Here is an 18,052-nt window from a genome sequence, read left to right on the forward strand (position 1 = left end):
AGCGGCCCCGCCGGTCGCCTCATTTCGCCGGCTTGTTCACCGGCGAGTTGGGATCGAACAGATAGGCCACCACGTCCTTCATCTGCTCCTCGCTGAGCACCCCGTTGTGCCCGAAGCGCGGCATGGACGAGCAGGCGAAGACGGCCTGCGCATTGTAGACCTTGGCGTAGGTGGCTTTCGCATCCTCGGCGGAGAATTTGCGCTCCGCGCCGTAGTTGACGAGGCTCGGCCCGAGGGTGCCGTAGCTGACTTCCTTCGGGTCCATCTGGTGGCAGGCGTAGCAATTGCCGCCGCTCACCGTGCCTGGCGGATCGGAGAACTGTCCGCCGCGCCCATTCTGCGCCACCTCGGCGCCCTTCTTCCAGTCGCCGAGCACGCTGCCCTGCGGATACTTCACCGTCTTGGCCTCGCGGGCCATGATAGCGTCCGCCTCTTTGGCAGAGGGCTGATTGCGCGTGACGGAGCAGATTTCCATGGTCTCGTCCGGCACGAGCCGCGCGGCCCAGCCGTCCGGCAGCTTGGTGAAGCTCTCCTTCACCACCCTGTCCACCACGGCGGGCGGGGCAGGGGGGATCTGCTGCGCGAAAGCGACCTCAGGGAGAAGAAGCGCCGCGGCGATGATGATTGTCTTCATGGCTCTTCCTCCCCTCAGCGCTTGATGGACGGCACGTTCAGCTCGCCACCGGCCGCCTGCGCCTGCAGGAAGACGGTGAGTGCCGTAACGACTTCCGAGGCATAATCGGGAGCGGGCATCCGCATCTGCCGATAGCAGTCCCACAGCCGGTGCTGCATGGTCCGGAGCGAACTCTGGGAGACGCGGTAGGTGGGCCAGGAGGCCATGGTGAGCTGGGCGTCCTTGCCCGGCTTGTCGAGCTGCGGCAGGCCCTGGAGCCGGATGCGCTTGCCGGGTTCCCCGTGGCAGGTGGAGCAGGAGAAGTCGTTGATGGACGAGCGCCGGTAGAACAGCGCCTCGCCGATGCCATAGGCCTCCTTCTCCTTGGCATGGGCAAGCGGGATGTCGATCTTCATGCCGTTCGACTTGTTGGCGATGAAGGCGACGAGATCCTCCATGTCCGAGCCGCGGCCGGGGCCGGAGAAGGGCTTGGCCATGATGGGCTTGATGTCCACGCCCTGGATCTTGTCCATGCACCACAGCAGGCGCTGCTCGAGGTCCATCACCTTGCCGGCGTCCGCGAAATAGCGCGGCAGAGCGGCGTAGGCGCCTTCCAGCTTGCCCGGCCCCTGGCCGAGGTCACAGGTCTCAAGAGAGACGTTCTTGGTGCCGCGCGGATCGGCCCAGATGGCCTCGCCGCGATCCACGGCGAGGTAGCCGGGATTGGCCATGGGATCGTTGATCATGGCGCGGTAGCGCTCGATCTCCTTCTCGCTCGCGTCGTCCTGCGCGCGTGCCGTGACCATGGGTGAGAGCGCCAGGGCGAGGGCGCACAGGCATGTGAGAAACGTGGCTTTGGGTCGCATGTATCCTCCCCAGCGAGACGTCCGGGGCCTGGGGCCTTCTGCGTGATGCCCTTGAGCCGCGGCGATCCACCTGCGACGCTCCATCCCTCATAGATGGATGCGATCAGCGGATAGGAGCTACTTTACATTCAAAAAAATCGATATCACAATATGTGAAATTGATCCCCGGCGACCACCGCCGTCACGGGGACGGAATTCAACAAGAACGACGCCAAAAGCCGGCCCTCAAGCGCCGGTCGTGCCAGGAGGAAAACGCATGCCGCCCCACCCCGACGTCACCCTTGTCTCTACGCGCGGCCTCCCGACACGTCGCGGCGCGCTGAAACTCGCGGGTCTCGCCGCCTTCGCCGCAGTGCTGGCGCCGCGCATGGCGCTTGCCACCGAGGCGCAGGTGGCCGACGAAATGAAGAAGCTGTTCGCCGGCAAGACCATGGGCGCGGGCAAGATCAAGCTCGACATGCCCGAGATCGCCGAGAACGGCCTTGTCGTGCCCATCAACATCGATGTGGAAAGCCCGATGACCGAAGCCGACTTCGTGAAGTCGGTCCACGTCTTCGCCGATGGCAATCCGCTGCCGCAGGTGGTGACCTATCACTTCACCCCCGAGAGCGGAAAAGCTTCCGCCTCCACCCGCATGCGCCTCGCCCAGACGCAGAACGTCATCGCCGTGGCGGAGATGTCCAGCGGACAGCTTTATTCGGCCAAGGTGCAGGTGAAGGTTACCATCGGCGGCTGCGGCGGCTGATCCGACAGTCGAATCGCTGATCGAATACAGAAAAGAACAGAACAGGCGTGCGCCAGAGCGCCGCCGAGCAAAAACCGGAGGAAACCATGGCCCTCAAGTCCCAGCCGCGCGTGCGCGTGCCCGCCCAGGCCAAGGCGGGCGAGATCATCGAGATCAAGACGCTGATTTCGCACGAGATGGAAAGCGGCCAGCGCAAGGACGCCGCCGGCAAGACCGTGCCGCGCGACATCATCAACACCTTCCAGGCCGCGTTCAACGGCAAGCCCTTCTTCACCGCGGAGTGGTTCACCTCCATTTCGGCGAACCCCTACCAGTCCTTCTTCTTCAAGGCGAAGGAGAGCGGCGAGTTCACCTTCACCTGGAAGGATGACGCGGGCGCCGAGCAGAAGGCCACCGCGAAGCTCACCGTCGCCTGAGGCGGCGTTCCTCGCATTGTTCCGTTGTCGGTGGACGTGCCATCGGATCCCACGATCCGGTGGGCGCTCCCGCCATGACCTGAGAAAGCGTGGCCCTCATGATCTCAAGGCGCGATTTTCTGTCCGCCGGAACGGCCCTCGCCGGCCTGCTCGCCGCCTCCGGCACCGGGCTGGCGCAGGCGGTCGGCGCGCAGGCGCTGAGCCAGGCCGACCTCTTGAAGTTCGGCAATGCCGGCACCTTCACCATTCTGCACATCACCGACATCCACGCCCAGCTCGTGCCGCTCTATTTCCGCGAGCCCTCCATCAATCTCGGCGTGGGCGATGCGCGGGGCGTGCCGCCGCACCTCACCGATGCAGCATTCCTCAAGTATTTCGGCCTCAAGGCCGGCACCCGCGACGCGTATTCCCTCACCTCGGAAGACTTCACCCAGCTCGCCCGCACCTACGGCCGAATGGGCGGCGTGGACCGCATCGCCACCCTCGTGAAGGCCATCCGGGCCGAGCGCGGGGCGGACAAGGTGCTGCTGCTGGACGGCGGCGACGGGCTCCAGGGCTCCTGGTCCTCGCTGAAGACGCAGGGCGAGGACATGGTGAAGGTGTTCTCCGCCCTCGGCACGGATGCCATGGTGGGCCACTGGGAGTTCACCTACGGCGCCGACCGCGTCACCGAGATCAAGGAGAAGGCGCCCTTCGCCTTCCTCGCCCAGAATGTGCGCTCCGCCGAATGGCAGGAGCCGGTGTTCGAGGCGGCGAAGACCTTCGAGAAGGGCGGCGCCAAGGTGGCGGTGATCGGCCAGGCCTTCCCCCGCACCCCCATCTCCAATCCGCGCTGGATGATCCCGGACTGGGAGTTCGGCATCCGCGAGGAGGACATGCAGAAGCAGGTGGATGCCGCCCGCGCGGGTGGCGCCGATGCGGTGGTGCTGCTCTCCCACAACGGCTTCGACGTGGACCGCAAGATGGCGTCCCGCGTCTCCGGCATCGACGTGATCCTCACCGCCCACACCCATGATGCCATGCCGCGCGTGGTGGAGGTGGGCAAGACGCTGCTGGTGGCCACCGGCTCCCACGGCAAGTTCGTGTCCCGCCTCGATCTCGACGTGAAGGACAGGAAGGTCACCGGCTATCGCTTCCAGCTCATCCCGGTGTTCTCGGACATCATCGCGCCGGACCCGGAGATGGCGAAGCTCGTCGCCGACATCCGCGCGCCTTATGCGAAGGACCTTTCCCGCGAGCTGGGCCGCGCCGACAGCCTTCTCTACCGTCGGGGCAATTTCAACGGCACGTTCGACGACATGATCTGCGATGCGATCATGAAGGAGCGCGACGCGGAGATCGCCCTCTCCCCCGGATTCCGCTGGGGCGGCACGCTGCTGCCGGGCGATCCCATCACCTTCGATGCCGTGGCCAATGCCACCGCCATCACCTATCCGGCCTGCTACCGCAACACCATGACCGGCCGGCAGCTGAAGGAGGTGCTGGAGGACGTGGCCGACAACATCTTCAATCCCGATCCCTATTTCCAGGGCGGCGGCGACATGGTGCGCGTCGGAGGGGTGGGCTACGCCATCGACGTATCCAAGGGGACAGGCCAGCGCATCTCCGACCTCACCTTCCTGAAAACCGGCAAGCCGCTGGAGGCGGACAAGGCCTATACGGTCGCCGGCTGGGCCTCCATTGCCCAGAATGTGGAAGGCCCGCCAGTGTGGGAGTTGGTGGAGCGCTACGTGACCGACACGAAGTCCGTGAAGATCGCCCCCAACGCCTCGGTGAAGGTGACGGGCGCATGAGGCGCACGGCCACCCCGCCGCACGATTCCAATCTAAATATTCAAAGCTACGAATAAGAGAATATCAGGGAGGACGCCATGTCCGACACCAGTCTGCCCCCGACGGAGCGCGCGGCCGGCGCGAAGCCGTCCCTTTCGCGAAGGCGCTTTCTCAACCTTGCCGGCATGGGCGCGGGTGCTGTCGCAGCAGGAGGCGGGGCGGCCCTTGCCGCGCCGGCCGCCGGCACGCCCGATCCCAATATCGTGCCAGTGCCCGACTGGACGAAAACCCTCGGCGCGGCGGTGAACGAGAACCCCTATGGCAAGCCGTCCGTGTTCGAGAAGGACGTGGTGCGCCGGGAGGTGACGTGGCTCACCGCCAGCTCGCAAAGCTCGGTCAGCTTCACCCCGCTCTATGCCCTCGACAGCGTCATCACGCCCAACGGCCTGTGCTTCGTGCGCCACCATGGCGGGCAGGCGGAGATCGAGCCGGACAAATACCGGCTGATGATCCACGGCCTCGTGGACAAGCCCCTCGTCTTCACGCTGGAAGACCTGAAGCGCATGCCCGGCCGGGTGAACCGCGCCTATTTCCTCGAATGCGCGGCGAATTCCGGCATGGAGTGGCGCGGCGCGCAGCTCAATGGCTGCCAGTTTACCCACGGCATGATCCACAATCTCTTCTACACCGGCGTGCCGCTGAAGACGCTGCTGGACATGGCGGGCGTCAATCCCAAGGGCAAATGGGTGCTCGCCGAGGGCGCCGACGCGGCGGTGATGACCCGCTCCATCCCGCTGGAAAAGGCCATGAACGACTGCCTCGTCGCCTTCGGCATGAACGGCGAGGCGCTCAGGCCCGAGCAGGGCTATCCGGTGCGGCTCGTGGTGCCGGGCTGGGAAGGCAATATGTGGGTCAAGTGGCTGCGCCGCCTCAAGGTGGGCGACCAGCCCTGGCAGCAGCGCGAGGAAACGTCGAAATATACCGACCTCCTCGCCGATGGCCGCTCGCGCCGCTTCACCTTCGTGATGGACGCGAAATCCGTGGTGACGAGCCCAAGCCCCCAGGCACCCTTGAAGCACAAGGGGCCGAACGTGCTCTCCGGCATCGCCTGGTCCGGGCGCGGCACCATCACGCGGGTGGATGTTTCCCTCGACGGCGGGCGCAATTGGACGACGGCGCGGATCGACGGGCCGGCCATGCCCATGTCCATGACGCGCTTCTATCTGGATTTCGACTGGGCCGGGCAGGAGCTGATGGTGCAGTCCCGCGCCATGGATGACACCGGCTATGTGCAGCCCACCAAACAGGAATTGCGCGCCGTGCGCGGCACCAACTCGATCTATCACAACAACGGCATCCAGACCTGGCTGGTGCGCTCCAACGGGGAGACGGAAAATGTGGAAGTCGGCTGAGAGGCTGCTCGCCGCCACCCTTCTCGCCGGCGGGCTGGCTGCTGCCGGCATCGCCGTCGCCGATCCCCAGCCGGCCGGAAAGCCCGCCGCGAAGGCGGAGAAGACCGGCAGCGACAAGGCGCGGCAGGCGGTGAACATGGCCGCCCCGCTCGCCGCGCCAGGGGCCGCCGCGAAGGCCATCGCCCTCGGCCGCCCCGCTCTGCCTGAGGAGATTGCCGCCTGGAACATCGACGTGCGCGCCGATGGCGAGGGCCTGCCGCCGGGCAAGGGCTCGGTGAAGGAGGGCGAGGAGCTGTTCCTGCAGAACTGCGCCCAGTGCCATGGCGAGTTCGGCGAGGGCGCGGGCCGCTGGCCGGTGCTGGCCGGCGGGCGCGGCACCCTGAAGTCGGAGCGGCCGGAAAAGACCATCGGCTCCTTCTGGCCCTACGCCTCCACGGTCTATGACTACGTGCACCGGGCGATGCCCTTCGGCAGCAACCTCTCGCTCACCCCGGACCAGACCTACGCCATCGTCGCGTATCTTCTAAACCTCAACGATCTCGTCGCCGAGGACTTCGTGCTCTCGAAGGACAACTTCCCCAAGGTGGACCTGCCCAACGAGGCCAATTTCTACGACGACGACCGGGAGACCTCGGAAAAGGCCTTCTGGAAGAAGAACCCCTGCATGAAGGACTGCAGCGGCGAGGTCCATGTCACCGCCCGCGCCCAGATCCTCAACGTGACGCCGGACGGCGATCCGCCCAAGGGCAATCTGGAGTGAGCCGCCCGTCGTAACGCCAAGGAAGGGTCCCGGCCGCTCGTCCGGGACACCACACAGCCCCTCCAACGGAAAGGACGAGGATCGTGCGCATCCCCGTGATGGTCGCCCTCCTGCTCGGCGTCGCCGCTGCCCCGGCGCACGCGGAACCCGACATCGCCAAGGGCGAGACGGTATTCAAGAAATGCATGGCCTGCCATGCGGTCGGGCCCGACGCCAAGGTGAAGGTCGGCCCGCCGCTCAATGGCATCGTCGGCGCCAAGTGGGCGCACTTCGAGGGCTATGCCTACTCGCAGGACATCAAGGACGGCGCCTCCGCCGGCAAGGTGTGGGACGAGGCCAACCTCGACGCCTACATCGCCAACCCCAAGGCGCTCGCGCCCAAGGGCAAGATGGCCTTTGCCGGGATCAAGAACGAGGACGAGCGCAAGGACTTGATCGCCTTCCTCGCCCAGTTCAACGCCGACGGATCGAAGAAGTAGTACAGTCACCGCCGGCCCCGCGCCGTTGCGGAGTCTGGCCTGCGGGGGGCACATTCCAAAGCACACGGCGCGCCAGACGCCGATGACGGGAGGAAACCATGCCCCAGTTCGACCGCCGGGCGTTCCTCGGCACCATGGCGCTTGCGGGCGCCGCGCCGATCGCGGCCTCAACGTCGGCCCATGCCGCCGTGCAGTCGCTCCAGCTCGCCGACATCAAGAAGGAAGCGGACACCGCCTGCGTCTATCATGTGGACTATGGCGACCATGCCCGCTTCGCCCAGACGCTGAACAACATCAACAACCACTACGCCTCCTATGGCGCCGATCCCTTCGCGCTGCAGATCGTGATGGTGGCCCATGCGGGCGGCATCAAGTTCTTCCTCGACAATCTCAACGGCACCATGTGGGAGAAGGAAACCCTCGATCCCACGCTTAATGAGAAGATCGCCGCGCTCGTCAAGAACGGGCTGAAGGTCTACCTCTGCGCCTACACCTTCGAGCGCAACCATGTGCCCAAGGAGAAGGCGCGCGATGAGGCCTTCATCGCCTTCGTACCCTCCGGCATCGCCACCGCCGGCGCATTGCAGGGCAAGGGGTTCGGCTACCTGAAGGTCGGCTGAAGCCATGACACGCGGCGACGTCTCGCGGCGGGCGCTGCTGGGCGGTTCGGCGCTCGCGGCGGCGCTGCTCTGCGCGCCGCACGTCGCGGCGCAGGCTAGGCCGCGCGTGGTGATCGTGGGCGGCGGCGCCGGCGGGGCGAATGCCGCCCGCGCACTCCTGCGCGACGGCCGCGTGGAGGTCACGCTGGTGGAGCCGGAGCCGCGGTACGTCGCGGTGTTTCACTCCAATCTCTGGCTCGGCGGCTTCATCGATTTCGCCGCGCTGGAATTCGGCTATCAAGGCCTCGCGCGGGCCGGCGTGCGCGTCGTGCCGCAGAGGGCCGACGCCATCGACCGGGAGCGGCGCGAGGTGCGGCTCGCCGATGGCGGGCGCCTTCCCTACGACCGGCTCATTCTCTCGCCCGGCATCGATCTCGACTATGACAGCGTGCCCGGCTGGAGCCGCGCCGCCGAGACGGTGATGCCCCACGCCTGGAAAGGTGGCGCCCAGCTCCGCATTCTCAAGGAAAGGCTGGACGCGGTACCTGACGGCGGCCTCATCGTCATCATCGCCCCGCCCAACCCCTTCCGCTGCCCTCCGGCGCCCTATGAGCGCGCGTCCATGATGGCGCATCGCCTGAAGAGCACGGGGCGCGGCGGGGCGCGCATCGTCATCGTCGACCCGAAGCCGAAATTCTCCATGCAGGGCCTCTTCCAGGAGGGATGGGAGGGGCATTACCCGGGCATGGTGGAATGGATGGCACCGGACATCTCCGATGGCCTCCTGTCGGTGGATCCGGGTACCGGCACGGTCGTCACCGGCTTCGAGACCTATCGCGAGGCGGCGCTGGTGAACGTGATCCCGGCGCAGCAGGCAGGCACCATCGCCCGCAGCGCGGCGCTCGCCGATGCCTCGGGCTGGTGCCCGGTTGAAGCCACCTCCATGGCCTCGGCGATGGACCCGGCCGTCTTCGTCATCGGGGATGCGGCCATCGGCGGCGATATCCCGAAATCCGCCTTCGCCGCGGGGAGCCAGGCGCAGGTGGCCGCGCGGGCGTTGCTCGCCGGCCTGTTTGGCGAGGCTGTCCCGTCGGCGACCTATGCCAGTACCTGCTGGAGCCTAATCACGGCCGACGACGCCGTGAAGGTGAGCGGGCTCTACCGGCCGGTGGACGGGCGCATCCGCGAGGCGGAGGGCACAGTCTCCGGAGCCGGCGAGCCTCCGGCCCTGCGCCGCCGGCAGCAGGAGGAGAATGCGGACTGGTATGGCGCCATGGTCGCCGGGATGTTCGGCTGACGGGCGCCCGCCCGTCGCGCTGCTTGCGCGCATCCCGGTACATCCCCTCCCGAAACTCGAAGCCGTTGTCGAAAGACACCCCGACTTTGGCTCCGGGCGCGAAAAGGAAGCGTTGGTAGACTGACGTTGCCCCTCCTGGCTAATCCAGTTTGAAGTTCGTTCTGGCCCATTGAGAGGACCAGAACATGAGGCGCAGCCGCTTCACGGAAGAGATGGGGTATTCGGTCCTGATCTCTTGAGCCGTTTGCGGCGTTCGGCGGCGAAGAGGACGATCGGGGCCTGAACCCAGCGCCGGGAGGTCCCCATGGTGTACGTCGGCCTTGATGTCTCTTTGAACTCCGTAGCCGTCTGTGTCATCGACCGGGAAGGTCAAATCCTGAAGGAGGCGAGCGTGGCGTCGGAGGCGTCCGCCATCTCGCAGTGTCTCCAGCCTTGGCGGGATCGGATTGCGAAGATTGGGCTTGAGGCTGGGCCGATGTCGGAATGGCTGACTGCGGGTTTGGCGGAGCTTGGTTTTCCCGCCATCAGCCTGGAGGCGCGGCAGGTGAAGGCGGCGTTGTCGGCAATGCCCGTCAAGACCGATCGGAACGACGCGCGCGGCATTGCCCAGGTGGTCAGGGCTGGTTGGTACAAGGTCGTGCACGTGAAGAGCATCGGCAGCCAGCACGCGCGAACGTTGGTGGCGGCGCGCAAGCACCTGATCCGCTCCATTGCCGCGTCGGAGCAGACACTTCGCGGATTGCTCCGTCCCTTCGGCTTGAAGGTCGGCATCGTGTCGCGGGCCGGATTTGCCTCTCGTGTCCGAGATCTGGTTGGCAACAACGCCATCCTGGCTGAGGTGATGGCTCCCCTATTGGCAGCCCGGGACGCACTGATGCAGGAGTACCAGCGCCTTCATCGCCTGGTCGTCCAGGCTGTCCGGAATGATCCGGTCTGCCGCCTGTTGACGACCATGCCCGGAATCGGGCCGGTTTCCGCTCTGACGTTCAGAGCAACGATCGATGCGCCCGAGCGTTTCGCCCGCTCCCGGTCCGTCGGGGCTTATCTCGGGCTCACACCTCGGCGGTATCAATCGGGCGAGATCGATCGGACCGGACGGATCACCAAAGTGGGCGACGGGGAGACGCGAACTGCGCTGTTCGAGGCCGCCAACGTCATCCTGCGACCGAGCACACGCTGGTCACCGATGAAGGCCTGGGCGGTGCGCATTGCTCAGCGTCAGGGAAGTAAGCGGGCGAAGGTCGCTCTGGCTCGCAAGATGGCGGTCGTTCTTCACAGCATGTGGCGGAACGGCACGGAATTCCGATGGACTGCGGCCGCGGCGTGATCGACCCGGCTGTGGTTCCCTGAACGCCCGTCGCGGGGCGCGGGATGATTGAGTTCGCATGATCTGTCGTCGCAGCCGCTGACGCGGCCGAGCACGCCGAAGAGCTTGAACCGGTCATTCCATCGAACACCATCATGTGGCGATCCTCGACCACGGACAGAAGCAAAGAACCCGCGACGTGCCATCATCGGGGTTGACGACACCGGACCGAATACAGAAGCAGATCATCGGCATCCTGAAGGAGCACGAGGCCGGGGTGCCGGTCTCGGACCTGTGTCGCAAGCACGGGGTCAGTGACGCCAGCATCTACAAGTGGAAGGCGCGTTTCGGCGGGATGGACGTATCGGAGGCCAAGCGGCTGCGGGCGCTCGAGGATGAGAACGCCAAGCTCAAGCGCATGCTCGCCGACGCCATGCTGGACAACGTCGCGCTGAAGGATCTCCTGGGAAAGAAGTGGTGACGCCCGCTGCCGAGCGCAGGGCTGTCGCCCACCTCATGGAAGCCCATGGGATGAGCGAACGGCGGGCGTGTAAAGCCACCGGCTTCTGCCGCATGACCATGAGATACAAAGCCACGCGCGGGAATGACGCCTCGCTGCGTGAGCGCATGAAGGCCATCGCCCAGGAACGGCGGCGGTTCGGCTATCGCCGTCTCCACGTCCTGCTCAGGCGGGAGGGCTTCCGGGTCAGGGTCGCTCGCGAACTCGACAGGCTTCTGGCAGAGCGCGGCCGGCCCAAGATGATCGTCAGCGATAATGGCAGCGAGTTCACCTCCAATGCCATTCTGGCCTGGACCGACGCGGCTCGGGTCGAATGGCACTACATCGCGCCCGGCAAGCCGATGCAGAATGGCTTCATCGAGAGCTTCAACGGCCGCCTGCGGGACGAGTTGTTGAACGAGACGCTGTCATCCAGCCTGTCTCAGGCCAGAGCCGCTCTCGGCCGGTGGCAGCTCGACTACAACACCGCCCGGCCGCACTCGAAGCTCGGATGGCAGACGCCAAGCGCCTTCGCCTCAACGTTCCACCCGCGGCGGGATCAGACGCTCCGCAACATGAACGGCTCCGCGTCTGCCCCCGCCGCTCCACACGCCCGAGAAGGCAAACCCAACCGCCAGAACGAACTCACAGCTGGATAGAAGTTGGGGGCAACGTCAGGAGACATGCGCGTAGGCGCGGTTGAGGGCATCGGCCTTGCGGCGGCGGGCGTATGGCATGCGCAGCACGCGGCCGAGAAGCTGCTCGGCGTCGGTGGCGCTGCCGATATTCTGGACCGAGCAGAACACATAGGCGAAGGAGCAGTCCCAGCCCTCTTTCAGGGCCTCGATGGTGATGACTTACTCGATCGGGCATTTCGGGTCGAACAGGTTGATGCCGTCGAGTTCGCGCTGGTCGCCGGTCGCCACCGCAATGCGCTCGGGTGCGATCTGCTCAACCTCGACGAGGTGCGTCTTCAGCGCCTCGACCGTCACCTCGCCATTCTTCGGCTGCGCCTGGAAGAGGACGATGGGCCGGATGTAATCGGCCTCGCCCTTGGTCGCCTCCTCAAGTGCCGCGCGGCTGGCAATGGCGCCGTTCACCGCGTTCTGCCAGCTGTCGTGCTCGGCGAGGATGATCGGCAGCTTGATCATCTCCGCTTCCTTCAATTCCTGCGCGGTGACGCTGTACAGGATGTTGGAGTCGAAGCGCGGCGTGGCGGTGAACTCGATGATGGCGCACGGGTTCACTCGCGCCTGCATCTCGCGCGAAAGGCCGGTGACGGCGTTGTGCGCCTCGTCCACGATCATCAGCGGGCGGTGGATGTGCATCAGGTTGGCGAAGGAGAAGCGCGGATCGCCCGTCTTGTCCGTGGAGCCGTCGCGCCGCTCCAGACCTGCGGTGGAGGCCGGGATGGCGGAGAAATGCGGCTCCATGTTCTCGTTGTGGGCGTAGACCTTGCGGTCCTCGGTATTGCTCACGCGCAAGGTCTGGATCGTGCCGACCACCACGCAGGCGTTGTCGCGGATGTCGTGCGGGCGGATCATGGCGAAATTGGCGATGTCGAGCACGCGCACACGCCCCTCGAACACCGTGTCCAGCGCCTGCCGATAGGGATGGCGGGTGTTCTTCAATGCCTCCACGATGGCGTGGGCGGCGAGGATGGTCTTGCCAACCACCGCCTCCTTGATCTCGTTCAGTTGCTCCTGCGCCTCGCGAGACTTTTCGATTTCCGCCGTGACCTTGGCATACTGCGCCGCCAGCGCCTCGTGGTTGCCGGTCGCCCGCGGCTAATGCGGTCGCGGTTCGCCGAGATAGCCGCGTCCCACGGCGAGCACCACCAGGGCAACGGCGGTGCCGGCGTGGCGGATCTCCACCGTCTCCAGCGTCTCGACGCTCCGGAAGCGTTGGGCCATCTCGTCCATCTGGCCGGGCGATGCGGCATCGAGCACGAGTACGGCATCGGCGCCCGCGCGCCCGCGCTGCACGTCGCTTATCAGGAAGCCGCGGCAGTCGCTGCCCATGCAGGCCACCGGCCAGGAGGGCCCCAGGGCGTAGCCGGCCTTTCCGCCCATGTGCCAGACGGGCACCGTGACGAAGGCATAGGGCCCCGGTGCGAGGCCGTGGCGCCGGACGGCGGCATCGAGGTCGCTCCATCTGGCGAGTTCGCGCAGGGGATCGCCATTGGTCGGGGAAAAGGCGGTGCCGAGGGAGGGGACAAGGGAGATCGTCGCGATCGCGGCGACGCCCACGGTGGCGAAGCCGGCCGACCAGATGGTCCAGCCCCGGATCCAGGCGTTGCCGGCCCACCGCCGCGCCGTGGCCCGGCCGAGCAGCGGGAAGAGCATCAGATAGCCGGGGGCCGCCCAGTGGAAGAAGGGCTTGGCGCCCGACCATGCGGCGATCGCGGGAAAGACCAGCACCGGCCCCGCCGCGATGCACAGCAGCAGCAGCGCGCGGGGATTGATCGGCTTCGTCCGCAGTGCCCGCACCGCCGCCGCAACGAGGCCCAGCCAGATCCATGGCGTGAGGAACAGTGCGATGCCTGACACCACCATCAACGCCATCAGCGGGTGGAACCCCTCCGCAGAGGCCCGCTCGCCCTGGAAAGCGAGGGAGGTGAAGCCGTTGCCCACGTTCCAGACGATCACCGGTGAGAACACGACGAGGGCGACCGCTACTCCCGCATAGGGCCAGATGGTGCCGAGCCATCGCCGGTGGCGCGCGCTCAGCAGCAGGAACACGAAGGTCCCGGCGAACAGGAAGATGCCGTGATACTTGGACAGGAGCGCCAATCCACCGAGCGCGCCCGCGAGGAGCCAGGTGGCCGGATGGGCGCGCGGATCGAACAGCGCATGCGCGATCACCAGCGTTCCGGCGAGGAGAAAGGTGATGAGCGGCCCATCCGGCAGCACCCAGGTGGCGCTGGTGAGGCCAAGCACCGGCGCGCAGGCCATCGTTAGCGCCGCCCAAACCCCGGCCCACCGGCCGAACAGGCGGGCGGTGAGAACGTACATCAAGCCGCTTGAGACCATCGAGAGCAGCAGGAACGGCGCGCGCACCGCCAGAGGCGCCTCGGTCCCGAACAGGGCGGCCGACATGTGGGCCAGCCACCAGGCCATGGGCGGATGGTCGAAATAGCTGAGTGCGAGACTTCGGCTAGTGACGACGGTGTAGGATTCGTCGTTGCCGAGGCCGGTTGTGGCGGCGAACAGCAGGCGCAAGGCGAACGCCAACGCCATCACCCAGCCAAGGGCCATCGCGGGCGACACCCGCTCCTGCAGCTTCGACAGGCGTGCGCGGCGCTCCTGATCGACAGGTCCCGTGAGCCCCGGCGATGCCAGGCTCACTTGGACGGTCCCCACACGAACAGGGAGGTCATGGCGAAGTTCCACACCGCGCCGATGCAGGCGCCGGCGAGGCCGCGCCGACCCACCCGGCGGATGCAGCGCACGCGGGGATCGCGCTCGCCCAGCTGCCGCGCCAGGTCGGCAGTGCCGTCCGGCGAATCGTTGTCGACGAAAATGATCTCGTAGGGGACGCCCGTCAGAGCGCGGTCGATGCCCGCGAACATCCGCTCCACATTGCCGCGCTCGTTGAAGGTCGGGACGACGACGGTAAGCCGAGGAACAGTGGCAAGCGCTTCCGTGGAGGCCCGCGCCGTTTCGTCGGGCCTTGGCTCGGCGCAGCCCTGCCGCACGATGCCGGGGCGGCGGAGAGACGGGGAGCCGAAGGGGGCGGGCGCGGAATCCGGCATGCGTTGTGCGGTGTCCTGCGGCCGTTCGAAACGGTACGGTCGCACGGACCCGGCCTGCACCGGTTCTCGCCGTGATCCAGGGGGCGCCGCAAGCCTCCCCTCCGTCTTCGCATGGCATGTGAAGGCCAAGCTGACAACCGGCTAGGGATTCTGGGCGTTCTTCGCCATGGATTTTACGGTGAGTTGCGCGGACGGGCCGGGATATTGCCCTCGCGCATTTTACCCCCGCGCGCGCAGCTCGCGCCGCAGGATCTTGCCGGTGGCGGTCATGGGCAGGGTATCGGTGAAGGCCACATGGCGGGGGTATTCGTGGGCGGAAAGCCGCGTCTTCACGAAATCCTGGATCTCCTTCGCCAGCGCTTCGGAGGGGGCGACGCCCGGCTTCGGCACGATCCACGCCTTGACCGCCTCGGTGCGCAGCGGATCGGGCACGCCCACCACCGCCACCAGCGCCACGGCCGGGTGTTTGAGGATGCAGTCCTCGATCTCGCCGGGGCCGATACGGTAGCCGGCCGAGGTGATGACGTCGTCCGCGCGGCCGACGTACCAGAGGTAGCCGTCCTCGTCCTGCCGGCCCATGTCGCCGGTGAGGAGGAAGTCGCCGGCATATTTGTGGGCGGTGGCTTCGGGGTTCTTCCAGTATTCCAGCATCATCACCGGATCGCCGCGGCGGATTCCGATGTGTCCCTCGGTTCCGGTGGGCACGTCCTCGCCCGCGTCGTCCACGATGCGCACGTCATGGCCGGGGATGGCCTTGCCCATGGAGCCGGGGCGGATGGGGAAGAAGCTGGAATTGGAGCCGACCACCAGATTGCATTCGGTCTGGCCGTAGATCTCCCGCGCCTCGACCCCCAGGCGCTCCTGAACGAACGCGCCCAGCTCCGCCCCCAATGTCTCGCCGCCGGTGAGGAGCGAGCGCAGCTTGAGGCCGCTGTGCCGCACGTCCGCCTGACGCAGCAGCTTCAGGGCGGTGGGCGGCAGGAAGACGTTGCGCACATGGTGGTCCGCCATCAGAGCCATGGCGGCGTCGGGATCGAACTTCTTCGCCCGGTGGGCCAGCACCGGCACGCCGAAATAGAGCGAGGGAAACAGCACGTCGAACAGCCCGCCAATCCACGCCCAGTCGGCCGGGGTCCAGTGCAGGTCGCCGGGCTGCGGCATGTATTGGTGGACGAACTCGATGCAGGGCAGGTGCCCCAGCAGCACCCGGTGCCCATGCAGGGCGCCCTTGGGGTTCCCGGTGGTGCCCGAGGTGAAGATGATGATGCCGGGATCGTCCGGCCCCGTATCCACCGGCGTGAAGCGGTCCGAGCCCTGCGCCAGTGCCGCGTCGAAGGAGAGGGCGCCGCCTGCGTCCGGGCCGATGACGAAGACATGGGCGAGGTCGGGCAGGTGGTCCCGCACCCGCATCAGCTTGGCGAGGCCGCCGAGATCCGTCACCAGCACCTTCGCGCCGGAGGCAGCGAGGCGGAATTCCAGCGCCTCGTCGCCGAACAGGGTGAAGAGGGGTACCGAGATCATGCCCGCCTTGAAGGCGGCGATATGGGCGATGGCCGTCTCCGGTGCCTGCGGCAGGAACACCGCCACCCGGTCGCCGCGCACAAGGCCCTTGGCGACGAGCACATTGGCGAAGCGGTTGGTGAGGGCGGTCAGCTCGTCGAAGCTGTAGGAGCGGACGGCGCCCGTCTCCTCGACAAAGATCAGCGCTGGCTTGCCCGAGCCGTCCGCATGGGCATCGGCGCAGGCGACGCCCATGTTGAAGCGCGCCGGCACCTGCCAGGAAAAGGCGCGCTTGAGCCCCGCATAGTCATCGGCCGGAACGAGCATCGTCACCTCCCGCGGCGCCGCTCTGCCGGCGGCTGCGCCTGAAGGAAACGATCGAACGTTTTTTTCCTGCGGAGGTCAAGCGTGGCCCGTCGGCGGGTTCCCCCTCCCAACCCCTCCCCCGCAAGCGGGAGAGGGAGCCTCCTTGGTCAGTAATAGGAGGCGATGGCTTCCACTTCGGCCTTCGAGCCGAACACCAGCGGGATGCGCTGATGGATGTGGTGGGGGGTGATGTCGAGGATGCGCGTGGTGCCGTCGGTGGCCGCGCCCTTGGCCTGCTCGACGAGGAAGGCGAGGGGGAAGGCCTCGTAGATCAGGCGCAGGCGGCCGTTGTCGTAGCCCTTGCGCTTGTCGCGCGGGTACACATAGACGCCGCCGCGGGTGAAGATGCGGAAGGCATCGGCCACCATGGAGCCGACCCAGCGCATGTTGAAATCCTTGCCGCGCGGGCCTTCCTTGCCGGCGAGGCAGTCGGCGAGATAGCGCTGCATGGGCGCATCCCAGTGCCGGACGTTGGACTGGTTGACGCCGTATTCCTTGGTCTCGGCAGGGATTTCCACATCGGTGCGCGCCAGCAGGAACTCGCCGGTGCGGCGGTCGTGTACGAACACCTGCGTGCCCGCGCCGAAGGTCGCGACAAGGATGGTCGCCGGGCCATAGGCGAGGAAGCCGGCCGCCACCTGCGCGGAACCCGGCCGCATCACCGCGTCCTCGGGCTTGGCGAGCGTCGAAGCGTCATAGGGCATGATGGAATAGATGGTGCCCACGGAGACGTTGGTGTCGATGTTGGAGGAGCCATCCAGCGGGTCGACCGCCACCACGAGGCTGCCCTGGGGATTGAGCGGGATCAGCTCCTCGCTCTCCTCGGAGGCGAGGAAGGCGGCAGGGGTCGGCAGGAGCTTCTCGCGGATCAGCTCCTCGGCCACCACGTCCAGCTCCTTCTGGGCGTCGCCGCCGGCATTGGGATCGACGCCGCGGATCTTGGCGAGACCTTCCTCCAGCGGGCCACGGGCGACGAGATCGGCGATGCCGAGCCCGGCCTCGGCGATGGCGGTCACGGTGGCGGCCACGGCCTGCCGCGACGTGTCGCTTCCTGCCCAATCCGCGAGATAAGTCTTGAGGCTCACCGCAACGCTCACCTTGTGCTCTCCTTTGATCCGGCGGCTGAGCCGACGGCACTCCGACCGGGTTTCGCTTCGCCCGGCTCAGCGGGTGCGAACGATCTCAATACCCACATCTCCAAACACGCCCGTGACGGGCGCGCCGGGCTTGTGCACCACCACGCGCACCTGCTCCACCATGTCGAAATGGTCCAGCAGGCGCGTGGCGATGCGCTCCGCCAGCGTCTCGATGAGGTGGACGGGATCATCCGCCACCACCGCCGCGACCTGCTCGTAGATGCCCTGGTAGGACACGGTCAGGGATGCGTCGTCCGCCCAGGCGGCGGGCCGCGTGTCGAGCCAGCAGTCCACGTCGATGATGAAGCGCTGGCCCAGCTCCCGCTCGGCATCGTACACGCCGTGGCGCGCATAGAAGGGCAGGGCCCTCAGGAAGAGCCGGTCGGTGTTGTGGGGGCGGGTGCGGGGCGCGGGGCTTGCGTCGGCCAGGCTGTCCGCCAATGCGGTGGGATCGTCGGAGGTCATATCATCCTCGCGCGGAGGCGCCGTCATGGGCATGCCTCCAGCCTCAAACTCGCTGCCTTCCTATTGG

General features: G+C 66.8%; 18 protein-coding genes and 1 pseudogene. 10 read left to right on the forward strand and 9 right to left on the reverse strand.

Going from position 1 to position 18,052, the window contains the following annotated elements; translation table 11 throughout:
- Nucleotides 1–19 precede the first annotated feature (19 nt).
- Complete coding sequence (soxX, locus tag J2126_RS21575; RefSeq protein WP_209488868.1) at nucleotides 20–634, reverse strand: sulfur oxidation c-type cytochrome SoxX; 615 nt, start codon at nucleotides 632–634, stop codon at nucleotides 20–22.
- 14 nt (nucleotides 635–648) lie between these two features.
- The gene (soxA, locus tag J2126_RS21580; RefSeq protein ID WP_209488869.1) at nucleotides 649–1,479 is read right to left on the reverse strand and encodes a sulfur oxidation c-type cytochrome SoxA; all 831 of its coding nucleotides are present in this window, start codon (nucleotides 1,477–1,479) and stop codon (nucleotides 649–651) included.
- 256 nt (nucleotides 1,480–1,735) lie between these two features.
- Between soxA and soxY the strand changes: the two genes are divergently transcribed.
- From soxY to J2126_RS21630, 10 genes and pseudogenes are all read left to right on the forward strand, one after another.
- Nucleotides 1,736–2,224, forward strand: coding sequence for a thiosulfate oxidation carrier protein SoxY (gene soxY, locus J2126_RS21585; RefSeq protein WP_209488870.1), 489 nt, complete (start codon nucleotides 1,736–1,738; stop codon nucleotides 2,222–2,224).
- Nucleotides 2,225–2,310: 86 nt separating this feature from the next.
- Nucleotides 2,311–2,640 carry a thiosulfate oxidation carrier complex protein SoxZ gene (soxZ, locus tag J2126_RS21590; RefSeq protein ID WP_209488871.1) on the forward strand — a complete coding sequence of 110 codons (330 nt, stop codon included), beginning with the start codon at nucleotides 2,311–2,313 and terminating at the stop codon, nucleotides 2,638–2,640.
- Nucleotides 2,641–2,738: 98 nt separating this feature from the next.
- Nucleotides 2,739–4,433 carry a thiosulfohydrolase SoxB gene (soxB, locus tag J2126_RS21595; protein WP_209490444.1) on the forward strand — a complete coding sequence of 565 codons (1,695 nt, stop codon included), beginning with the start codon at nucleotides 2,739–2,741 and terminating at the stop codon, nucleotides 4,431–4,433.
- Nucleotides 4,434–4,510: 77 nt separating this feature from the next.
- Nucleotides 4,511–5,824 (forward strand): sulfite dehydrogenase, encoded by a 1,314-nt coding sequence (gene soxC / locus J2126_RS21600; protein WP_209488872.1) that lies wholly within the window; start codon nucleotides 4,511–4,513, stop codon nucleotides 5,822–5,824.
- Nucleotides 5,808–6,584 carry a c-type cytochrome gene (locus J2126_RS21605; protein WP_209488873.1) on the forward strand — a complete coding sequence of 259 codons (777 nt, stop codon included), beginning with the start codon at nucleotides 5,808–5,810 and terminating at the stop codon, nucleotides 6,582–6,584. The genes soxC and J2126_RS21605 overlap by 17 nt, the downstream gene beginning before the upstream one ends.
- 98 nt (nucleotides 6,585–6,682) lie before the next feature.
- A complete protein-coding gene (locus tag J2126_RS21610; protein ID WP_209490446.1) occupies nucleotides 6,683–7,063 on the forward strand; it encodes a c-type cytochrome in 381 nt (126 codons plus the stop codon).
- 98 nt (nucleotides 7,064–7,161) lie between these two features.
- Nucleotides 7,162–7,683 carry a DsrE family protein gene (locus J2126_RS21615; RefSeq protein ID WP_209488874.1) on the forward strand — a complete coding sequence of 174 codons (522 nt, stop codon included), beginning with the start codon at nucleotides 7,162–7,164 and terminating at the stop codon, nucleotides 7,681–7,683.
- Between the two features lie 4 nt (nucleotides 7,684–7,687).
- A complete protein-coding gene (locus J2126_RS21620; RefSeq protein WP_209488875.1) occupies nucleotides 7,688–8,959 on the forward strand; it encodes an NAD(P)/FAD-dependent oxidoreductase in 1,272 nt (423 codons plus the stop codon).
- Nucleotides 8,960–9,263: 304 nt separating this feature from the next.
- On the forward strand, nucleotides 9,264–10,286 hold the full coding sequence (locus J2126_RS21625) for an IS110 family transposase (protein ID WP_209483277.1): 1,023 nt from the start codon (nucleotides 9,264–9,266) through the stop codon (nucleotides 10,284–10,286).
- Nucleotides 10,287–10,479: 193 nt separating this feature from the next.
- Nucleotides 10,480–11,423 (forward strand): annotated as a pseudogene (locus tag J2126_RS21630) (integrase core domain-containing protein).
- A 15-nt stretch (nucleotides 11,424–11,438) separates the two neighbouring features.
- Here the strand turns inward: J2126_RS21630 and J2126_RS25690 are convergent.
- The 7 genes from J2126_RS25690 to folB all read right to left on the reverse strand — a co-directional run bounded on the left by J2126_RS25690 (nucleotide 11,439) and on the right by folB (nucleotide 18,012).
- Nucleotides 11,439–11,570 (reverse strand): hypothetical protein, encoded by a 132-nt coding sequence (locus J2126_RS25690; RefSeq protein WP_281066349.1) that lies wholly within the window; start codon nucleotides 11,568–11,570, stop codon nucleotides 11,439–11,441.
- Nucleotides 11,571–11,621: 51 nt separating this feature from the next.
- On the reverse strand, nucleotides 11,622–12,440 hold the full coding sequence (locus J2126_RS21635; RefSeq protein ID WP_209488876.1) for a DEAD/DEAH box helicase family protein: 819 nt from the start codon (nucleotides 12,438–12,440) through the stop codon (nucleotides 11,622–11,624).
- 111 nt (nucleotides 12,441–12,551) lie between these two features.
- Nucleotides 12,552–14,111 carry a glycosyltransferase family 39 protein gene (locus J2126_RS21640; RefSeq protein ID WP_209488877.1) on the reverse strand — a complete coding sequence of 520 codons (1,560 nt, stop codon included), beginning with the start codon at nucleotides 14,109–14,111 and terminating at the stop codon, nucleotides 12,552–12,554.
- The gene (locus J2126_RS25860) at nucleotides 14,108–14,518 is read right to left on the reverse strand and encodes a glycosyltransferase (RefSeq protein WP_209488878.1); all 411 of its coding nucleotides are present in this window, start codon (nucleotides 14,516–14,518) and stop codon (nucleotides 14,108–14,110) included. Before J2126_RS25860 ends, J2126_RS21640 begins: the two co-directional genes overlap by 4 nt.
- 219 nt (nucleotides 14,519–14,737) lie before the next feature.
- Nucleotides 14,738–16,345, reverse strand: a complete 1,608-nt coding sequence (locus tag J2126_RS21650) for an acyl-CoA synthetase (RefSeq protein ID WP_209488879.1) — start codon at nucleotides 16,343–16,345, stop codon at nucleotides 14,738–14,740.
- Nucleotides 16,346–16,491: 146 nt separating this feature from the next.
- The gene (locus J2126_RS21655; RefSeq protein WP_209488880.1) at nucleotides 16,492–17,481 is read right to left on the reverse strand and encodes a class 1 fructose-bisphosphatase; all 990 of its coding nucleotides are present in this window, start codon (nucleotides 17,479–17,481) and stop codon (nucleotides 16,492–16,494) included.
- A gap of 66 nt (nucleotides 17,482–17,547) precedes the next feature.
- Nucleotides 17,548–18,012 (reverse strand): dihydroneopterin aldolase, encoded by a 465-nt coding sequence (gene folB, locus J2126_RS21660; RefSeq protein WP_245327510.1) that lies wholly within the window; start codon nucleotides 18,010–18,012, stop codon nucleotides 17,548–17,550.
- Nucleotides 18,013–18,052 lie beyond the last annotated feature (40 nt).

Source organism: Xanthobacter flavus (assembly GCF_017875275.1).
In the GTDB taxonomy this organism is placed as follows: domain Bacteria; phylum Pseudomonadota; class Alphaproteobacteria; order Rhizobiales; family Xanthobacteraceae; genus Xanthobacter; species Xanthobacter flavus_A.